The sequence below is a fragment of the Burkholderia catarinensis genome, from assembly GCF_001883705.2.
In the GTDB taxonomy this organism is placed as follows: Bacteria; Pseudomonadota; Gammaproteobacteria; order Burkholderiales; family Burkholderiaceae; genus Burkholderia; species Burkholderia catarinensis.
The window spans coordinates 80,174-98,021 of record NZ_MDEQ02000022.1 but is presented as its reverse complement, the minus strand read 5'-3'; the positions used below and the strand labels follow the sequence as shown (position 1 = coordinate 98,021).

At 66.7% G+C, this 17,848-nt stretch carries 16 protein-coding genes and 2 pseudogenes; 8 read left to right on the top strand and 10 right to left on the bottom strand.

Annotated features, from left to right (window positions below):
• Positions 1–53 precede the first annotated feature (53 nt).
• Positions 54–872, top strand: coding sequence for an AraC family transcriptional regulator (locus tag BFF94_RS28685; RefSeq protein WP_128849003.1), 819 nt, complete (start codon positions 54–56; stop codon positions 870–872).
• A 28-nt stretch (positions 873–900) separates the two neighbouring features.
• Here the strand turns inward: BFF94_RS28685 and BFF94_RS28680 are convergent, their stop codons facing one another.
• Together BFF94_RS28680 and BFF94_RS28675 are read right to left on the bottom strand one after the other, a co-directional pair.
• Positions 901–1,434, bottom strand: a complete 534-nt coding sequence (locus BFF94_RS28680) for a methylated-DNA--[protein]-cysteine S-methyltransferase (RefSeq protein WP_128849006.1) — start codon at positions 1,432–1,434, stop codon at positions 901–903.
• Positions 1,431–2,906 carry a DNA-3-methyladenine glycosylase 2 family protein gene (locus tag BFF94_RS28675; protein WP_128849009.1) on the bottom strand — a complete coding sequence of 492 codons (1,476 nt, stop codon included), beginning with the start codon at positions 2,904–2,906 and terminating at the stop codon, positions 1,431–1,433. The genes BFF94_RS28680 and BFF94_RS28675 overlap by 4 nt, the downstream gene beginning before the upstream one ends.
• Positions 2,907–3,227: 321 nt before the next feature.
• Between BFF94_RS28675 and BFF94_RS28670 the strand changes: the two genes are divergently transcribed.
• Positions 3,228–4,520: an MFS transporter gene (locus BFF94_RS28670; protein WP_128849012.1), complete on the top strand. Its 1,293-nt coding sequence runs from the start codon at positions 3,228–3,230 to the stop codon at positions 4,518–4,520.
• A gap of 79 nt (positions 4,521–4,599) precedes the next feature.
• Here BFF94_RS28670 and BFF94_RS28665 read toward each other — a convergent pair whose 3' ends face one another.
• On the bottom strand, positions 4,600–5,703 hold the full coding sequence (locus BFF94_RS28665) for a LacI family DNA-binding transcriptional regulator (protein WP_128849014.1): 1,104 nt from the start codon (positions 5,701–5,703) through the stop codon (positions 4,600–4,602).
• Positions 5,704–5,774: 71 nt separating this feature from the next.
• Between BFF94_RS28665 and BFF94_RS28660 the strand changes: the two genes are divergently transcribed.
• Entirely contained in the window at positions 5,775–6,611 is an 837-nt protein-coding gene (locus BFF94_RS28660) for an NAD-dependent epimerase/dehydratase family protein (RefSeq protein ID WP_219140108.1), read from the top strand.
• A 28-nt stretch (positions 6,612–6,639) separates the two neighbouring features.
• Here the strand turns inward: BFF94_RS28660 and BFF94_RS38015 are convergent.
• Together BFF94_RS38015 and BFF94_RS28650 are read right to left on the bottom strand one after the other, a co-directional pair.
• Positions 6,640–6,855: pseudogene (locus BFF94_RS38015) on the bottom strand (DUF1330 domain-containing protein); the annotation flags it as partial.
• 140 nt (positions 6,856–6,995) lie between these two features.
• Positions 6,996–7,454: a MerR family transcriptional regulator gene (locus tag BFF94_RS28650; RefSeq protein ID WP_128849017.1), complete on the bottom strand. Its 459-nt coding sequence runs from the start codon at positions 7,452–7,454 to the stop codon at positions 6,996–6,998.
• A 76-nt stretch (positions 7,455–7,530) separates the two neighbouring features.
• Between BFF94_RS28650 and BFF94_RS28645 the strand changes: the two genes are divergently transcribed.
• Entirely contained in the window at positions 7,531–8,775 is a 1,245-nt protein-coding gene (locus tag BFF94_RS28645; protein WP_128849019.1) for an NADH:flavin oxidoreductase/NADH oxidase family protein, read from the top strand.
• 103 nt (positions 8,776–8,878) lie between these two features.
• Here BFF94_RS28645 and BFF94_RS28640 read toward each other — a convergent pair whose 3' ends face one another.
• From BFF94_RS28640 to BFF94_RS28620, 5 genes are all read right to left on the bottom strand, one after another.
• The gene (locus BFF94_RS28640) at positions 8,879–9,022 is read right to left on the bottom strand and encodes a hypothetical protein (protein WP_162285582.1); all 144 of its coding nucleotides are present in this window, start codon (positions 9,020–9,022) and stop codon (positions 8,879–8,881) included.
• Between the two features lie 38 nt (positions 9,023–9,060).
• A complete protein-coding gene (locus BFF94_RS28635) occupies positions 9,061–10,524 on the bottom strand; it encodes a PepSY-associated TM helix domain-containing protein (RefSeq protein ID WP_219140107.1) in 1,464 nt (487 codons plus the stop codon).
• A 242-nt stretch (positions 10,525–10,766) separates the two neighbouring features.
• Positions 10,767–11,252, bottom strand: a complete 486-nt coding sequence (locus tag BFF94_RS28630) for a hypothetical protein (protein WP_128841783.1) — start codon at positions 11,250–11,252, stop codon at positions 10,767–10,769.
• Between the two features lie 90 nt (positions 11,253–11,342).
• Positions 11,343–11,582 carry a hypothetical protein gene (locus BFF94_RS28625; RefSeq protein ID WP_128841778.1) on the bottom strand — a complete coding sequence of 80 codons (240 nt, stop codon included), beginning with the start codon at positions 11,580–11,582 and terminating at the stop codon, positions 11,343–11,345.
• A gap of 88 nt (positions 11,583–11,670) precedes the next feature.
• On the bottom strand, positions 11,671–11,994 hold the full coding sequence (locus BFF94_RS28620; RefSeq protein WP_128841777.1) for a DNA-binding protein: 324 nt from the start codon (positions 11,992–11,994) through the stop codon (positions 11,671–11,673).
• 588 nt (positions 11,995–12,582) lie between these two features.
• On the opposite strand from BFF94_RS28620, the gene BFF94_RS28615 reads away from it, so the two are divergent.
• The 4 genes and pseudogenes from BFF94_RS28615 to BFF94_RS28600 all read left to right on the top strand — a co-directional run bounded on the left by BFF94_RS28615 (position 12,583) and on the right by BFF94_RS28600 (position 17,806).
• Entirely contained in the window at positions 12,583–13,215 is a 633-nt protein-coding gene (locus BFF94_RS28615; RefSeq protein WP_128841776.1) for a LysE family translocator, read from the top strand.
• A gap of 240 nt (positions 13,216–13,455) precedes the next feature.
• Entirely contained in the window at positions 13,456–14,493 is a 1,038-nt protein-coding gene (locus BFF94_RS28610) for a T6SS immunity protein Tli4 family protein (protein ID WP_128841775.1), read from the top strand.
• 77 nt (positions 14,494–14,570) lie between these two features.
• Positions 14,571–14,894, top strand: a pseudogene (locus BFF94_RS28605) (IS481 family transposase); the annotation flags it as partial.
• A gap of 194 nt (positions 14,895–15,088) precedes the next feature.
• On the top strand, positions 15,089–17,806 hold the full coding sequence (locus BFF94_RS28600; RefSeq protein ID WP_128841774.1) for a type VI secretion system Vgr family protein: 2,718 nt from the start codon (positions 15,089–15,091) through the stop codon (positions 17,804–17,806).
• Positions 17,807–17,848 lie beyond the last annotated feature (42 nt).

Sequence of the window (17,848 nt, the reverse complement as noted above, 5' to 3'; positions counted from 1 at the left end):
GCCGCCACGGTAGCATCGCGCTCGTTCGTGCAATGACCTTCGGAGGACGTCTTATGTTGCTGGCGGGACAATCGGGTGACCCCTACGCAGTGCCGCCGATGGCGCGCCTGCCGAGGCCGCTGTACGTGCGTGCGTTCGGGATTCCCGGCAACGCGAGCGTCGACGCGCACAGTCATCCGTGGGCCCAGTTGATGTATGCGACGAGCGGCGTGCTCGAGGTGTCGACGCCGTCGGGCCGGCACCTGCTGCCGCCGCACTATGCGATGTGGATTCCGCCGCACGTGCCGCATGCGGTGATGACGCGCGAGTGCGTCGCGTTCCACAGCCTGTATCTCGACGAAGCGATCGCGCGCAGCGATGCGAACGACGATTGCACGATCCTCTGCATGACGCCGCTGCTGCGCGAGCTGGTGATTGCCACTGCCGAATTGCCGGTGAACTACGACGAGGCGGGGCCGGACGGCGCGCTCGTGTGCCTGATCGCCGACCGGATCGCGCGGATGCGTCCGGCGCCGCTGACGGTGCCGCTGCCACGCGATCCGCGCCTGCTGAAAATCGCGCGCGCATTGCATGCGTATCCGGGCGATGCGCGCAGTCTCGACGAATGGGGCCATCAGGTCGGCGCGACGCGGCGGACGTTGTCGCGGCTGTTCCGGCGGGACACGGGGCTGTCCTTCACTGAATGGCGGCAGGCCGTGCGGCTGCTCGCGTCGCTGCCGCTGCTCGATGCGGGCGAGCCGATCGGCACGGTGGCCGCGCAACTGGGCTACGACTCGACGTCGTCGTTCATCGCGCTGTTCCAGGCGAAATTCCACGTGACACCCGGCGCGTATGCGAAACGTGAGGCGCGCCGGCCCGTGCTGAGCGCGTGACGCGGCCGCGCGTGCCGCACACCGTCACTCAGAACGCGAGCGCCTGCTGCACCGGCTGGTGTGCGCCACGCTGGAACCCGGCGCCTTCGAGCGACAGCAGCGCGCGCTTCCGGTCGATGCCGCCCGCATAACCCGTCAGGCTGCCCGACGCGCCGACCACGCGATGGCACGGCACGATGATCGACACCGGGTTCCGGCCGACCGCACCGCCCACGGCGCGCGCCGCGCTCATCGGCAGCCCGACGCGTTCGGTGATGTCGCCGTACGACACGAGCTCGCCGAACGGAATCGCGAGCAGTTCCTTCCATACACGTCGCTGAAACGCGGTGCCGCGCAGGTGGATCGGCACCGAGAACGTTTCGCGTGTGCCGGTGAAGTACTCGGCGATTTCTTCCGCGACCTTGCGCGCGATCGGCGAAAGGGCGCGTGCGTCCGCTTCGTGCGCGATCGCAAGCGACGGGAAATATTTCTGGCCAACGAAGAACAGACCCGTCAGCGCATCGTCCTCGATGCGCACGGCGATGTCGCCCAGCGGGCTCGGAATCAGGTGAGCGGGAGTCATCGCAACACATCTCCATGAAGGCGCCACACATGCAGTGCGGCATACGCGCGCCACGGCGCCCAGCGCGCCGCATGCGGCGCAGATGATGGCATGCGCGCGCGTTCGGTGCGTGCGGGAAGCAACGCGTCGTCGGCGGGGAACGCATTCGGCCAGGCCATCGCACGCATCGCGACGTACTGCACCGCGCGCTCGTCGAAGCCGGGCATCGCGCGCAGCGCGGCGAGTGTCGCGTCGAGCGGCGCCGTCGGTTCGAGCGCGAGCGTGCCGTCGTCGACCGCGCGTGCGAGCGACACGATCGCTTGCGCGGTTTCGCGCGCGATGCCGAGTACTTCCAGCGCGGCGAGCGGCAGGGCGGCCAGCGTCGCAGCGGAAGGCAGTGCGCGCGCGAGGCCCGGCGGCGCGTCTTCCACCGAGGTGCCGAAACGCGCCGCAATGCGTGCGGGCAAAGGCGTACCCGCCTGCGCTGCCGCGAGCCGTTCGCCCGCGATCGCGCGGATCGCGATCTCGAGGCCGTCGAATGCACCGGGCACGCGCAGGCCGGGCGAGCCGCTCGCGAGTTCGCCGAGATGCGCGTCGATCACGTCGGGGCGGCTGTCGAGATCGAACAGCCGCCGCACGCGGGCGAGCACGGCCGGCACGACCGGCGTGAGCGCCGGCGACACGGTGACGGCCAGCGCGAACCGCTGCGGCACGTGCGCGACGGACAGCCAGCCGGTGACGCGGCCGTTGCCGTCGCCGTTGCGGTTTGGCAGTTCGACAACACGCGCATAGCCGCAAGCGTCGATCCGCTCGACGCCGTCGATCTGCCGCTGCGCGAGAAAGCGCATCAGGTCGGCCCACGCGAACGGCGGCCGGTACGGCAGCGGGAACGTCATGTCGCCATCGGCCGACGCGCCGGCCCCTTTGCGCAGCCGCAGCGGATTGAGCCCGTAGCGTTGACGGAACAGGTCGTTGAAGCGCCGCACGCTGCCGAACCCGGCCGTCGACGCGACGACGGCGACCGGCAGCGCGGTATCGGTCAGCAGCCGCTTGGCCATCAGCAGCCGGTGCGTCTGCGCGAACTCGACCGGCGACACGCCGAACTGCGCACCGAAGATCCGGCGCAGATGGCGTTCGGTCACGCCGACGCGCTGCGCGAGCGCGTCGACGGAATGCGCGTTCAGGAAACCGTCCTCGATCAGCATGGCGGCCGCGTCGGCGAGGTTGCCGGACAGGTCGAGCAGCCCGTGGCCGGGCGCGAGCTCGGGGCGGCATCGCATGCAGGGCCGGAAGCCCGCTTTCTCGGCGGCCGCGGCGGTGGGGTAATAGCTGCAGTTCTGTGCTTTCGGCGGCTTCACCGGGCAGACCGGGCGGCAATACACACCGGTCGTCGCCACTCCGACGAAGAACCAGCCGTCGAAGCGGCGGTTCCGCGAAAGCAGGGCGTCGTAGCAGGTGTCGGGATCGAGGTGCATGCGACGACTGTAAACCATCCCCGCCGTCGATTCTGGCTGGAATCGGACATGTGTATCGGCGGCCACGCGCCCTCGCGCGCGTCTGGAAAATCCGGGAAAAACGATTAATGCCAATCTGCGAAACAGTCGTCTCTTTTGCCCGCGACAAATTTGAGATGACTCATCGAAATCCCCGACTGACAGGCTGCCGGCAGACGTCCTATCCTTTGAAAAACGTTTTCCAGATTGATCGGCGGGATTGGCCGTGCGCGACAGCGCGCCGCCGCCCGCCCCGGCGCCGGTCGCCGGTCAACGAACATCGTGCGGCGCGACGGGCGCGACCGCGCATCGGAGACATTCATGCAATCTGCCGTCGTCGGTGCCGTGCGCGCTGCCGCCAGCCGCTACCGCTGGACCGTCTGTGCGCTGCTGTTTTTCGCGACCGTCATCAACTACATGGATCGGCAGATCCTCGGCCTGCTCGCGCCGATGCTCCAGCACGACATCGGCTGGAGCCAGGTGCAGTACGGCCGCATCGTGATGGCGTTTTCCGCGTTCTATGCGCTCGGCCTGCTCGGCTTCGGGCGCATCGTCGACTGGCTCGGCACGCGCGTGTCGTATGCGGTGGCGATGCTGGTGTGGAGCATTGCCGCGATGCTGCATGCGGCGGTCGGCTCGGTGACGGGCTTCGCGTTCGTGCGCGCGCTGCTCGGGATCGGCGAGGGCGGCAACTTCCCGGCCGCGATCAAGACGACGGCCGAATGGTTCCCGCGCCGCGAACGCGCGCTCGCCACCGGCATCTTCAACTCGGGCGCGAACATCGGCGCGGTGTTCGCGCCGGCGATCATCCCGGCGATCGCGGTGGCCTACGGCTGGCGCGCGGCGTTTGTGATCATCGGCGCGATCGGTCTCGTGTGGCTCGCGGTGTGGCTCGTGTTCTATCGCCAGGCCGATACGCGCGCGCTCGCCGCGGAGTACAACGAGCCGCGCGACGAAGCCGAAGCGCTCGACGCGGCGAACGCGAACGCCGGCGCGCCGCGCTGGGGCGAACTGATCCGCAAGCGCGAGACGTGGGCGTTCCTGATCGGCAAGTTCCTGACCGATCCAGTGTGGTGGTTCTACCTGTTCTGGCTGCCGAAGTGGCTCAACGAGTCGCGCGGGATGGACATGCAGCACATCGGCCTGCCGCTCGTGTGCATCTATGCGCTGACGACGGTCGGCAGCATCGGCGGCGGCTGGCTGTCGTCGCGGCTGCTGCGCGCGGGCTGGAGCGTGAACGGCGCGCGCAAGACGACGATGCTGATCTGCGCGTGCTGCGTGCTGCCGATCGCGTTCGTGTCGCAGGTGCAGAGCCTGTGGGTCGCGGTGCTGATCGTCGGCCTCGCGGCCGCCGCGCACCAGGGCTGGTCGGCGAACCTGTTCACGACGGCGTCCGACCTGTTCCCGCGCCGCGCGGTTGCATCGGTGGTCGGCATCGGCGGGATGGCCGGTTCGATCGGCGGCGTGCTGTTCTCGGAAGTGATCGGCCAGGTGCTGCAGCGCACGGGCCACTACTGGGTGCTGTTCGCGATCGGCGCGTCGGCCTACCTGATCGCGCTGGCCGTGATGCACATGCTCACGCCGAAGATGAAGCCCGCGAAACTCGACGCGTGATCGCGTGTCGGCAAACGAACGCGCCGCCCTTGTGGCGGCGCTTTTTTTGCGCTCGGGGAAGTGACGTGTCGCGAACGCGTCAGCCGGCGGCGGCCGTCGACGCGCGCATGATCAGCCGTGGCTCGAACGTCGAATAGCTCGCATCGGTGCGCCCGGCGAGCGCGTCGATCAGTTTCTGCATCGCGAGTTCGCCCATGTTCTCGCTCTGGATGTCGACGGTCGTCAGCGCGGGCGCCGCGTATGCGCCGTACGGCACGTTGTCGATGCCCGCGACCGACACATCCTGCGGCAGCCGGAAACCGAGCGATGCGGCTTCCTTCATGAAGCCGAGCGCGATCAGATCGTTGTAGCAGATCACGGCCTGCGGGCGCTGCGGCCCGAGCATCACGCGCGAGCAGGCGCGCTCGCCGGCCTCGGCGGTCGGCGCATGCGCATCGTGCACGTCGAGCGTGAGCCCGGCTTCGGCGAGGCAGTCGCGCGCGCCCTGGATCCGCTCGTCGTTCACGCGCGCCGTGCCGAAGCCGAGATACGCGATGCGCGTATGGCCGAGATTGAGCAGGTGACGCGCGAGCATGTAGGTCGACAGCCGGTTGTCGATGCCGACGCTCGGAATCGGCAGGCCGGGGCTGCGGCGCAGCAGCACGAGCGGCTTGTTGAGATCGAGCATCCACCCGGCTTCCTCGTCGGGCATCCGCGTGCTGACGATCAGCCCGTCGACGCGCTGCGCGAGCGCCTCGATCAGCGAACGTTCACGCGCCTGGTTCTCTTCGGTATCGACGAGCAGCAGCGTGTAGTCGTGCTGGAGCGCAATGCGGTTCGCGCCTTTCACCACGTTCGTGAAGTGCGGGTTGCTGATGTCGAGGATCACGACGCCGATCGTGCGCGTGCGCCCGGTGATCATCGAACGCGCGAGCGGGTTCGAACGGTAGCCGAGCCGCTCGATCGACTCCTTGAGCCGCGCCTCGACGGTCGGCGAGAAGCGCTGCGTGCCGTTCACGTACTTCGATACCGTCGCGACCGACACGCCGGCTTCCGCGGCCACGTCGCGGATCGTCGGGGAAACTTTTTTCATTGGAAGGGTAACGTTTTCGTTCGATAACGCCGGATTGTGGCAGAAAAAGCCGGCGTGCAGCCACGGGCCGATATCGGGAAAGTGCGGATGGCTGCGCACGGGTTCGACCATTGACGTTCGGCTGCGCTCCCGCGTATAGTTGGAAAACGTTTTCCGCTTCAGGTCAGATTCAAGGAGATTCGATGAACGCTTCATCCACCGGCGCGCGCAAACCGTTCGGGCGCCTGCTGCTGACGGGCGCGGCCGGCAACCTCGGCCGCCAGTTGCGCGGCGCGCTCGCCGACTGGGCCGACGTCGTGCGCGTCAGCGACATCGCGACGCTGGACGACGCGGCCGCGCATGAAGAAACCCGCGTCGTCGATCTGGCCGACCGGCCGGCCGTGATGCAGCTCGTCGACGGCGTGGACGCGATCGTCCACCTCGGCGGCATTTCGGTCGACGCGCCGTTCGACGATCTGGTCGGCGCGAACATCACCGGCACGTACAACCTGTACGAAGCCGCGCGCAAGCACGGCGTGAAGCGCGTCGTGTTCGCGAGCTCGAACCATGCGATCGGTTTCCATCCGGTCACCGAAGTGCTCGACGCCGATTCGCCGCTGCGCCCCGACAGCCTGTACGGCGTGACGAAGTGCTTCGGCGAATCGCTGTCGCGCTACTACTTCGACCGCTTCGGGATCGAGACCGTGTGCCTGCGGATCGGTTCGTCGTTCGAGGTGCCGAAGAATCCGCGCATGCTCGTGACGTTCCTCAGCTATCGCGACTTCATCGAACTCGTGCGCTGCTCGCTGCTGACGAACCGCGTCGGGCACGCGATCGTCTACGGCGCGTCGGACAATCCGGTGAAGTGGTGGGACAACACGAAGGCCGGCTTCCTCGGCTTCCGCCCGCGCGACAGTTCCGAGCAGTTCGCCGGGCTGTTCCCGGTGACGGCGCCGACCGCCGACTACGACGATCCCGCGCAGCGGTTCCAGGGCGGCGGCTTTGTCGTCGGCGAGCCGATGGAGCGCAACGCGTCGTAAGCGTCGCCGGCGTCGCTGCCGCCACGATTCAACGCAGGATGCCGGTCGCCCTGTGCCGTGCGTCGACGCCGTCGATCAGGATCAGCGAGCCGCTCGCGTACCGTGCGCGCAGCGGCTGGATCTGCCGGTTCGCCTCCGATTCGTACCTTATGCGCGCCGTGTCGAGATCGGGAAACGCGATCGCGATCAGGTCGCCGCGTCACACGCCTTCGCGACCCTCCGGCCGTGCGCCGTGCGAGGCGAAGGCACTGCCGATGCCGAAGGCCAGCAGCGCGACAATGAGGAATCCTCTGATGCGGGAGGGTGTCATGCGGATAAGGTCACGAGGTTGCGCTGCGGAAGCCGACGCGCACGCGTCGACTTGTCTCGCCGCAGCGCAATCAGTCACGCGCGCTTGCGCGTCGGCCGCGCGACGGGCACGGGCTCCAGCGGTTCGCTGGCCTTCTTGCACAGCTGGTCGAACATGCGTTGCGCGGCGCCCGCGCAATCCTCGCCCTCCGGCTTGTTCTCGATCGCCTCGATCAGCACTTGCAGATGTTGCCGGTTCTGCGCGAGACGCTGTTCGAGCAGCGCGATTTCGTCGACCTTGTGCCGCAGCGAGACCAACAGTTCCTCGCGCGGCCACGCGCCGAGATCGGGCGGCAGCACCGCGCGGATTTCGTCGAGCGCGAAACCCGCTTGCTGCGCACGGTCGATGATCGCGAGCCGCGTCAGCGCTTCCGGCCCGTATTCCCGATAGCCGTTCGCCTGCCGGCGGGCCGGTTCGAGCAGGCCGCTCGCTTCGTAGAAACGGATGCGCGACGCCGCGATGCCGCTGGCCCGCGCCAGTTCGCCGATTTTCATGTTGGCTCCAAAGGGGCTTGACCTTAAAGTTGACTTTAAAGTTATCGTTGGGCATCGTCAATCGAGGATGCGCTCCATGAACCTGTTTACGCCCCTGACACTGCCCAACGGGGCGGTGATCCCGAACCGTCTGGCCAAGGCCGCGATGGAAGAGAACATGGCCGATGCGGACCACGCGCCGTCCGACGCGTTGCTGCGCCTGTACCAGGCGTGGGCCGACGGCCAGGTCGGCCTGATCCTGACCGGCAACGTGATGGTGGACGGCCGCGCGATGACGGGGCCCGGCGGCGTCGTGCTCGAGAGCGACGCGCATCTCGGCCGCTTCCGTCGCTGGGCGCAGGTCGCGCGCTCGGGCGGCGCGCACGTGTGGATGCAGATCAACCATCCGGGCCGCCAGATGCAGGCCGCGCTCGGCCAGACGACGCTCGCGCCGTCGGCCGTGCCGCTCGCGCTCGGCGCGCTGTCGAAGCAGTTCCCGGTGCCGAAGGAGATGACGGACGCCGATATCGCCGACGTGCGGCAGCGCTTCGTGCGCGCCGCGCAGCTCGCGGAGCAAAGCGGTTTCACCGGCGTGGAGATTCACGCGGCGCACGGCTATCTGCTGAGCCAGTTCCTGTCGCCGCTGACGAACCGCCGGCAGGACCAGTGGGGCGGCAGCATCGAAAATCGCGCGCGCCTGCTGCTCGAGATCGTGCGGGCCGTGCGCGCGACGGTGTCGCCGGCGTTTGTCGTCGCGGTCAAGCTGAACTCGGCCGATTTCCAGCGCGGCGGCTTCAGTGCGGACGATGCGAAGCGCGTGGTCGAACTGCTGAATCCGCTCGGCGTGGATCTCGTCGAACTGTCGGGCGGCAGCTATGAGGTGCCGGCGATGCAGGGCGAGGCGCGCGACGGGCGCACGCTCGCCCGCGAAGCGTATTTCCTCGAATTCGCGCGCGACATCACGGCCGTCGCGCGGATGCCGCTGATGGTCACGGGCGGCATCCGGCGCCGCGCGGTCGCCGAGCAGGTGGTCGACAGCGGCGTGGCGATGGTCGGCATCGCGACCGCGCTGTCGATCGACCCGAACCTGCCGCGCGACTGGCGCGCCGGCAAGGACAGCGCGCCGCTGCTGGAGCCGATCCGTTGGAAGAACAAGGCGCTGGGCGCACTGGCCAACATGGCCGTCGTCAAGTTCCAGCTCGCGCGGCTCAGCGAAGGGCGGCGCACGCACCCGCAGGTGTCGCCGCTGCGCGCGCTGGTCGGGCAGCAACTGGCCGCGCAGTGCCAGACACGGCGCTATCGGAAGTGGATGGCGGGGCGCGCGGCAGGCCCGCTTGCGTGATGCGCAGGTGCGGGCGGGCGGCGGCGATGCTGGAGATTGACCGGCGGCCCGCCGCCGCGCATGCGCATGTGCCGGCGAGCGCGTTGCGCGGCGGCGCGCGGCATCAGAACCTGTAGTTCGCCAGCACCTCGCGCCGCCGGTCGTTGCCGGGCAGATACTGCGTCTCGTTGTATACGCGGACTGCACGTAGCGGCGGTTGAACGCGTTGTATGCGAGCGCCGGCCAGCGGCATCGATCTGAGCTTCATGTTTCGGTATCCTTCGAATCGGTGGAAGCGTCTGGCGATCACGCTGCCGCGCGCGCCGTGCGGCCGAACAGCAGGCGGTCGACCAACCAGACCGCGACGATCGTCAGCCCCATCAACGGGAATACGATCCCGAGCAGCACGAGCCCCGCGATCCAGCCGCGCATCGGCGGCGTGCCGCGTTCGCGCGACGGCGCGCCCAGCTTCCCGGCCGGGCGGCGTTTCCACCACATCACGATGCCCGTGACGGCCATTGCGGCCAGCCCGAGCGACAGCACCGCGCAGACGATCTGGTTCGCGAGCCCGAAGTAACGGCCCATGTGCAGCGACGTGCCGTACGACACGGCCTGCGATACCGCGCCGTAGTCGTCGTAGCGGATGTCCTTCAGCACCGCACCGCTGTACTGGTCGATATGGATCGTCCGCTCCGCCTTCGGGTCGGCCGGGAAGTACGACGCGGTGAACACGCCGTCCGGGCCGGACGGCAGCGCGAGCGTGTAGCCGCTCGTCACGCCGAGCCCGGCGACGATCGCGATCGCGCGTGCCAGCGGCAGCGGTGCCGGCGTCGGCGCCGACGGCGAATGCGGAACCGGCACGTTGCCGACTGCCCACGGCGTTTGCGGCAACGGCAGGTCGTCCATCACCATCCCCGGCATCGACTCGCCGGATTCGTGGTGATGGCCGGCCGGCGCGGCGGCCGGTGCAGACGCGGGCCCCGCGGCAGCGCCCGGGCGCGTCGAGCGCACCGACGCGTCGCCCCATGCGCCCTCCGGCGCGCCGAGGTTCACGGTCGCGGCCAGCGCCTTGAAGTTCTTGCCCCACGAGCCCGACCACGGCAGCCCCGTCAGGATGAACGCCACCGTGCCGGCGGCGAGCCAGATGCCGGCCGTCGCGTGGATGCTTTTCCATAGCGGCCGGCCGCGCAGCGACAGGTCGGGCCGCAGCGCGCGCCCGACGCGCGCTGCGCCACGCGGCCACCACAGCGCGATGCCGGTGCCGATCATCACGAACGTCCAGCACGCGGCGAGCTCCATCAGCAGTTCGCCCGTCTTGCCGAGCAGCAGCTTGCGATGCAGCATCCGGTCGACCTGCATGAAGCGGCGCTCGACGCTCAGCGTGCCGAGCATGCTGCCGTCGTACGGATTCACGTACACGCTCTCGCGGCTGCCGTCACGGAGCCGGAAACCATATTCGGCGCTGCGATCCGGCGCGGTGGAGACCTGCACGGAAACCGGCGTTGCATCGGCCGGCATCGCGGTGCGCGCGTCGGCGAGCAGCGCGTCCGGGTCGAGCCGCGGCGTGGCGCGCGGCTCGACGACCAGCCGGTGCGGATATAGCAGCGGCTCGATCTGCGGCTGGAAGCAGTAGAGCGTTCCCGTGATCGCGAGGATCACGAGGAACGGCATCACGAACAGGCCGGCATAGAAGTGCCAGCGCCAGAGCGTCCGGTAACCGGCGCTGGTGGAACGGGCGGGCGAGATTGCCCGCTCGACGGTGGTCGACATGGTGTCAGCTCCTCAGGTTCGTTGATCGGCGCGACCGGCGCGGGCCGGCTGTCGTCAACGTGCGGCACACCCGCCTGCGCGCGTCGACGGAACGGGCGACGCGGCGTCATGCGCAAGCGGTGCGCAGGGCGACGTCGCCCGCGCGGCGCGGGCATTCGGGTGAACGCTTGAATCAGGTCGTATGAAACGAACGGCGTGAAGGCTCGTGCACGTCGACGTGCATGAGCCGCGGGGCGGAACGTTCAGCAGAACAGAGGAGGGGCGCGGGAGGGCGGGCGATCGTCGAAGATCGATCGCACGAAGGGAAGGCAGTCGAAGTGAACCCGGAACCGCCGCGGCGCGGCGGCGGGAAACAGCAGCACCAGCAGCACGAACGACGCGAGTGCCGTGAACAGCGCGGCGCCAAATGCGCAGAAGCTGTCGCCGTTCCCGGAGGACGCTGTTTTGTCGGCATGCGCGTCGTGTTTGAGCGCATCGACGAGCGCCAGCGCATCGTTGGCCGGCGTGATCGGCGCGCCGGCATCGAAACGGGCAGTCAATGCCGCCACGTCGACGATCAGCGGGCCGCGGCCCGAACACAGCACCACCGAGCCCGCGCCCGGACCGTCCGGATCGAGCATCACGGCGCCCGACATCAGCGCGCGGGACAGCAGCGTCACGAGGAGGAAACCCCACAGAAGCTGTCGCGCGACGCCTTGCCGGAGCAGGAAGCGGCGAAGTGCGTTCATGGCGCGCGATTGTACATCCGTTTGCGGGGAGGGGCCGGCGCGCAGCGCCGATGGGGATGGCCGGTCAGATCCGGTCGAAGCGGGCAACGTTCACGGGGTGCGCCTTGCATGGACGGAACCGGGTGCGGCGCCCACTTCGCTTTCGCTGTCGTCACCGTCGGCCAGCAGATCGGAAAGGTCGGCCGGCGGCAACCGCGTCATCGTTCGCTCGATGTCGTGATCGTAGCGGCGATCGTTCGGATCGGAATGCTTCTGCGCCGCGCGCCCGTATCGCTTCACGAACACGCCGGGTTCGCCGGCCAGCCGGGACTTTCGATTCCTGACGCTCATGCGGCGAGGTTATCGTGCATGCGGGCCAAGCGTGAATGGCCGGCGTGGCTGCGATCGTCGTGTGCGGCAATCGATGCGTTGTGCCGGCTCAAACCGGATACGCATCGTCGACTTTCAGGTTCGCGAGCCGGAACAGCGTGCGCAGCGTCTGCGGATGAATGTCGCGGTGCGCGGCGAGCGACGTCAGCATGAAGTCGAGCACCTTCGCGTAGCGCAGCAGCACGAGGCAGCGCGCGAGATCGGGCGTGCGGCTGCGCATGTCTTCGGCGAGCTGAACCATTTCGGTGGACAGCGTGCGCGCCATCTCGAGTTCCATCTGCTGTTTTTCGGTCCAGTCGGGCAGCGGCTGTTCGAGCACCTTCGCGAGAAAGAGCTGGAACGACGTATCGGACGAGTTGGGCAGCGCATCCATGACGGGCCTCGTTGCTTGGGCAGATCGTTCGGGCGTATCCGTGGACGCGCCCGAAGATGGGTTCATGTCCGCGCGGCGATGGCGCGGCTTTCATCCGAACGGAATGCAGGTTCCGTACCAGCGCCGCAAGACGATCGTCGAACCATGTTGAGCCGTGATACGGCGGGGGGCGCGAGTCCCGCCGGTACTGGGTTGCGGAGGCGGACGAGGCGTGCATCCCTACGCGGGGCGCGGTGGACGTCCGGTGCACGGAGCGGCTCGGCGAGGCGAAATGCTTCAAGGATGTAACGTAACGCGGGCATAAAACGCATTGCGCGTTTCCGCCGGCGGACGGCCCGACGTACCGGTTCGCGCGCGCCGCCGCGCCTGCAATGCGTTCGGTCGGCCGGGCGCGGCGGTACGGGACGGCCATCATTGGTCAGCGGAAACCGTGGCGGATACGCCGGGTGTTTCAAAACCGAGACGGATTCGCGAGCGGTGATCCGGTGCGTGACCGTCCAACTGGCCCAGCGAATTGCGGGCCAACTGTCCATGGGCAGACGGTGTGCCTTTGCCAACAATCTCCGGATCATCCCTGCGAGGTTCGACATGAGCGTCCACGCCTTTTTCTCGGCCAACCTGCTGCTGGCCTACACGGCTTATTTCATCGGTACGGCCAGCCCCGGGCCGAGCAATCTCGCGATCATGTCGGTCGCCGCGAACCAGGGCCGCAAGGCAGCGCTGGCGTTCGCGCTCGGCGTCATGTCGGGGTCGATGTTCTGGGCGACGGTGGCGGCGCTCGGCGTGTCGGCCGCGCTGCTCGCGTGGTCGAAACTGCTGGTCGCGATCAAGCTCTTCGGCGGGCTGTATCTGCTGTGGCTCGCGTTCAAGTCGGGGCGCACGGCGCTGTCGGGCAAGGCGGCGACGTCGCCGAACGCGGCGGGCGAGCAGCGGTTGTCGCGTTTCTATGCGCGCGGCGCGATGCTGCATCTGACCAATCCGAAAGCCATCCTCGTGTGGGTGTCGATCGTCGCGCTGTCGTCGAACGGCGCGGGTGCGTCGCACGGCGCCGTCGTGCCGGGCTGCCTCGTGATCGGGTGCGTGGTGTTCGGCGGCTATGCGCTCGTGTTCTCGATGGACGGTGCGCGCCGGCTGTACGTGCGCGGCCGGCGCGCGATGGAAGCGTGTCTGGCCGTCGTGTTCGGCGTGGCGGGGATCAGGCTGCTGGTGTCGAACGTTTGAGGCGACACGCGTCGCTACCGCGTTTGCCGCGAGGGCCGGTCAGCCGGGCGATCGTCATGTCGGTGGCCGAGTCATGCAGGGCCGGCGATACCATGGGGGGCGACGTGTCGGCCGATGTGCCGGAGTCAGGGCATTGCGCGGCCAGGCTGCTGCCCGACCTGGGCAAGGGCGAACACCGTGCAAGTCCGCATACAGTGTGGTGCAGATCGTGAAGAATGCACGAGGGGCCGGGAGATCGTGATGGTTCGTTTCGTTCGCTTGTTCTTGTTGCTGGCGGGTCTGTGTACTTGCTCCCTGGCGTTTTCCGTTGAACCGGCGACAAATAATCCTCTGCTGTCCAAAGTACGTCCGTGGTGCATCGGTCGCCTCGTGTTCGATCGGCCCGTTTCGAGCGAGATCTCGAATGAGAGTTACAACTACCGCGGAGAAAAACTCGTCACGACGCACAACGTGCCGGTGGAGACCTACGACGCCAAGGTCACGGCGCGCGAGACGGAACTTCGCACCAAGCAACGCGTGAATCCCGTCAATCTGAAGGAGATGACGGGGCATGCGTGGCTGGAAAAGGCGTTTTCTCCGGTGCTGCATTCGCGGATTTTCGTCTTCAACGATGCGGTGGCGAAGGCGGCAACATTGCCGTTCGATACCGAGGGCTATCTGTTCGCGAACCGCACGCTCGTCCATACGACGGGCATGATCGGCGCGGATGTGCTGGACCGAGCCGAAAGCATCTATAACGACACCTACCGCCGCATCAAGGTGCGCGATAACTGGACCGTGCCGACGGAATCGGGTTTCTGCTTCGACGGCGGGATTGTTACCGGACCGTCGACCTACACGGAAGAAGTGAGCCAGTCGTTCGCGCTGATGCCGGGCCGGCCGGCGCTGCTGGTGATCAAGTTGCGCGACGCGGTGGATGGGGATCAAGCCCAGCCGCTCACCAGCAATCTGTCCGCGTTGCGTGCGAAACTCGATCGCATGCCCGGCAGCTATCGTATCCTGCGGCAGGGCAAACGGACGGTGGCCGGCATGGACGCCGAGGAAGTGCTGTTCGCGCTGAAGGACGGCGACGTCACGGTGTACCGCTTCTACCTGCTCGCGCCGGGGAATCCCGCGACGGTGGCGCAGCCGCATACCTCGGTCGAACTGCTGCTGGGTGCGCCGGCGCGCAGCGATCTGCCGCCGGACCGGTCCACCGCGCCGGTCGATGAGGCGGCGGCGCTGCAGACGTGGGACACGCTGGTGAACAGCCTACGCGCGCGACCGGGCGCGGTCTGACCGGAGGCGGGCGAGGCGGGGGCGCGTGCTGAATCGAATGACTCCACCGCACCGACGCGCGGCGGAGATTCCCGCATCAATCCGCCCGACAGATGGGCGTGCCTGCTTCCACCGTCAGCCGCCTGCTGGCGCTTGCCGGACTGTCCCGGTTGAGCGATCCGCAACCGCGTGAACCAATTTAGCGCTACGAACACGAGGCGCGGGGCGACTTGCTGCACATCGACATCAAGAAGCTCGGTCGTATCGTGCGTCCTGGCCATCGGCACGATACGGCGGATGGCGTTGGCCGGAAGTAGCTGTTCGTCGCCGTGGACGATCACACCCGGATTGCCTTTACGGCGATGTACTCCGACGAGACGAAGCGCAGTGCCGTGCAGTTCTTGCGCGACGCAGTAGCGTGGTAGCCGGGCTCGGCGATGTTGCGCCGATGGCCAGACTTCCCGCGTCGAGAAACAACCTCGTGACGCGTCACAAGCGTTGACGTTCTACACCTTGCTATTTTTAGCAATCGTCAGGTCAATAGGCAGTAGAATCGGCCGGTCCAGCATGTCAAATTAATGACGATAAGTGGGCAAATATAATAAAGGGACGGAACATGAGCGCGCAGGATATTCTGAGGGCGATTCAGGGCGGCCTGATCCAGAGTGAGAGACTGGTCAAGCTCGATACACCGCTTGGCCCCAACGTGCTGTTACCGCAACGTGTCGCGGGATGGTCGCGCATTGGTCGGCATTTTGAGTTCACTCTCGATGTCCAGTCGACCAGCAGCAATATCAAGCTGAAACAGTTAATCGGTCAGTCTGTCACCCTCTGGCTCCAGCAGGCTAATCAATCCTATCTCCCCCGCCACGGTTATGTTTATTCGGTCCGGCGACTGGGATCAGAAGGCGGATTGACCAGTTACCAGATCCGTTTTGCGTCGTGGATGAATTTCCTTAAGTTCCGCCGCGACCAGCGCATCTGGCAGGACAAGCCGGTCGATGAAATCCTGACCGACGTTTTCAATGCGCATGCCCAGGCGAAAGGCCAGTTCAGATTCGCGCTTTCGAAACCGCTCGAACCGCGTTCGTACTGCACGCAATATGAGGACGACTGGACCTTTGTCCACCGGCTGATGGAATCGGAAGGACTGTTCGCTATCTGGACACAGGCCGAGGACGGCAAGGCGCACACGCTGACGATCACCGACCGCTTGGATACATGTGAACCGCTCGCCCCGCAGACGGTGCCGTTCTCGCACGACGGCATGAACAGCGAGGTTGACGCGCTGCTGCACTGGTCGGGCATGCGAAACCTGCATAGCGCAGTTTTGGCAACGCGTACGTTTGATTATAAGAGCCCATCGTCGCTCGCCAATCCGAAAGGCACCCATGTGCCTACGGTGTCGCACGAGTTGCCGGAGGAACTGGAAGTCTACGAATACACCGGCCCCTATACGTACCTGAAGGACGATCGCGGCGAGCACCTGACCAAAATCCGCATGGAGGAATGGGAGTCACGCGCAAAACGCTTCTATGGCACGGGCGGCCTGCGTGGAGTGGATGCAGGACGATGGTTCGAACTAACCGGACACCCGCAGCATGACCAGGATTCCGCTGCCCGACGCGAGTTCGTGGTCATCGAAGCCGCCTGGCTGATTGAAAACAATCTTCCGGGATCCAGCCACCATGCGAATTTACCCGGCAGCCTGCAAGGCAGGCTGGAAAACGCGACGGGGGCGGCTGGCGTCACCCATCCCGACGGCTCCACGGGTTTTTATTCCGTCGAGATCGAAACGCAACGCAAGTCTGTTCCATTTCGAAGCCCATTCGAACACCGCAAGCCCGTCATGCAGATGCAGACGGCAACTGTCGTCGGGCCGCAGGGCCAGGAAATCTATACCGACGAGTTCGGTCGTGTGAAGGTCCAGTTCCATTGGGACCGGATCGGCGAGCGCAATGAGCGCAGCTCGTGCTGGGTGCGTGTCGCGCAGCCGTGGGCAAGCGGCGGCTTCGGAGGTATCCAACTTCCCAGAATCGGCGATGAAGCGGTCGTCTCGTTCCTCGATGGCGATGCGGACCGGCCGATCATCACGGCGCGAGTCGGGAACGGCACGAATCGGCCGCAGTGGAACCTGCCCGACCAGCACCCGCTATCGGGATTCGTCAGCAAGGAAATCGGCGGTGTACAGAACAACGTCTGGCTGAAGGACGACACCCAGGGGCAAGTGCAGACGCAGATACGCAGTGACCACCTCGAATCGGGCTTCCACGCAGGCTATATCACGCGCGTGAGCGAACCGGCCGGTCGCGGCGAGAAGCGTGGCGAAGGGGTCGAGCTTCGCACTGACGGCAATGCAGCCGTACGTGGTGCGCGCGGGCTGCTGCTGACGACCCATCCCCGCCCCGGCGCGACCGGCGACGCGTTCAGCGTCGATGAGGTCAACCTCCAATTGGCAAACGCCCAGGACACCGCAGCGAGCCTCGCACAGTCCGCGCAATCGGCGGGCGCGCAGGACGGCGAGCAAAAAACGGTTGCCGGCACCCTGAAGGCACAGGCGAAAGGCATCCAGGGCGGTGGGACATTGAAGCAGTTCGAGCAGCCGCATCTGGTGTTGGCGAGTCCCGCGGGTGTCGCCGCCAGCACGCCGGAACAAATTCACCTGAGCAGCGGCAAGAGCACGGCAGTCACGACCGGTGAGCACGTCTCCGTGAGCACCGGCGGCGGCTTCTTCGCGAGCGCGCGCCGGGCGTTGCGTCTGTTCGTCGCCGAAGCGGGCATGCGGCTCGTTGCAGCGGCAGGCGACATCGATGTGAAGGCGCTGAAGGACAGCATCAATCTGCTCGCAAAACTGAACGTGACGGTGACCGCTAACAAAATCACCATCAGCGCCCAGCAGGAAGTCGAGATCAACGGCGGCGGCAGTTATACACGCTGGACGGCAGGACTGATCAAGAGCGGCACATCGGGCGGCTTCGAAGTGCACTCGGCGAGCCGCACCCTTACCGGACCAGATAGCGTCAGCACACCGAATATTCCGGCATTGCCTCCGGAGAAGGAGCAACTGCATTTCGCGTTAGGGGCGCTGCCCGGCGAGGCGCACCAGTATGTTAGCGAACCGTTCGATCTGTACAAGGGTGGCGCAAAAATCGGACAAGGCGTGACGGACGAATTCGGACGTGTCGTCGTGAATGATCATGAGCCTGGTACGCCGGCCTATCAGGTCAAACTTGCCAATGGCGGACAGTTTGATCTGAAGGTCAAGGACGCGCTGCAAGGTGATCCCGATCACCACGACCAGCGAACCAACCGAGGCGAACGGCTGGACGGATAACTGCATCCTGACCCACTGACAAAGAGGACCTGAACGTGGTCG

What these genes read in the sequence shown, in the direction of transcription:
- BFF94_RS28630 (WP_128841783.1), bottom strand. Translation starts at nt 11,252, where the DNA reads ATGAACGCACTTCGCCGCTTCCTGCTCCGGCAAGGCGTCGCGCGACAG.
- BFF94_RS28680 (WP_128849006.1), bottom strand. Translation starts at nt 1,434, where the DNA reads ATGACTCCCGCTCACCTGATTCCGAGCCCGCTGGGCGACATCGCCGTG.
- BFF94_RS28600 (WP_128841774.1), top strand. Translation starts at nt 15,089, where the DNA reads ATGAGCGCGCAGGATATTCTGAGGGCGATTCAGGGCGGCCTGATCCAG.
- BFF94_RS28615 (WP_128841776.1), top strand. Translation starts at nt 12,583, where the DNA reads ATGAGCGTCCACGCCTTTTTCTCGGCCAACCTGCTGCTGGCCTACACG.
- BFF94_RS28635 (WP_219140107.1), bottom strand. Translation starts at nt 10,524, where the DNA reads ATGTCGACCACCGTCGAGCGGGCAATCTCGCCCGCCCGTTCCACCAGC.
- BFF94_RS28620 (WP_128841777.1), bottom strand. Translation starts at nt 11,994, where the DNA reads ATGGATGCGCTGCCCAACTCGTCCGATACGTCGTTCCAGCTCTTTCTC.
- BFF94_RS28625 (WP_128841778.1), bottom strand. Translation starts at nt 11,582, where the DNA reads ATGAGCGTCAGGAATCGAAAGTCCCGGCTGGCCGGCGAACCCGGCGTG.
- BFF94_RS28665 (WP_128849014.1), bottom strand. Translation starts at nt 5,703, where the DNA reads ATGGTCGAACCCGTGCGCAGCCATCCGCACTTTCCCGATATCGGCCCG.
- BFF94_RS28645 (WP_128849019.1), top strand. Translation starts at nt 7,531, where the DNA reads ATGAACCTGTTTACGCCCCTGACACTGCCCAACGGGGCGGTGATCCCG.
- BFF94_RS28610 (WP_128841775.1), top strand. Translation starts at nt 13,456, where the DNA reads ATGGTTCGTTTCGTTCGCTTGTTCTTGTTGCTGGCGGGTCTGTGTACT.
- BFF94_RS28660 (WP_219140108.1), top strand. Translation starts at nt 5,775, where the DNA reads ATGAACGCTTCATCCACCGGCGCGCGCAAACCGTTCGGGCGCCTGCTG.
- BFF94_RS28670 (WP_128849012.1), top strand. Translation starts at nt 3,228, where the DNA reads ATGCAATCTGCCGTCGTCGGTGCCGTGCGCGCTGCCGCCAGCCGCTAC.
- BFF94_RS28640 (WP_162285582.1), bottom strand. Translation starts at nt 9,022, where the DNA reads ATGAAGCTCAGATCGATGCCGCTGGCCGGCGCTCGCATACAACGCGTT.
- BFF94_RS28650 (WP_128849017.1), bottom strand. Translation starts at nt 7,454, where the DNA reads ATGAAAATCGGCGAACTGGCGCGGGCCAGCGGCATCGCGGCGTCGCGC.
- BFF94_RS28675 (WP_128849009.1), bottom strand. Translation starts at nt 2,906, where the DNA reads ATGGTTTACAGTCGTCGCATGCACCTCGATCCCGACACCTGCTACGAC.
- BFF94_RS28685 (WP_128849003.1), top strand. Translation starts at nt 54, where the DNA reads ATGTTGCTGGCGGGACAATCGGGTGACCCCTACGCAGTGCCGCCGATG.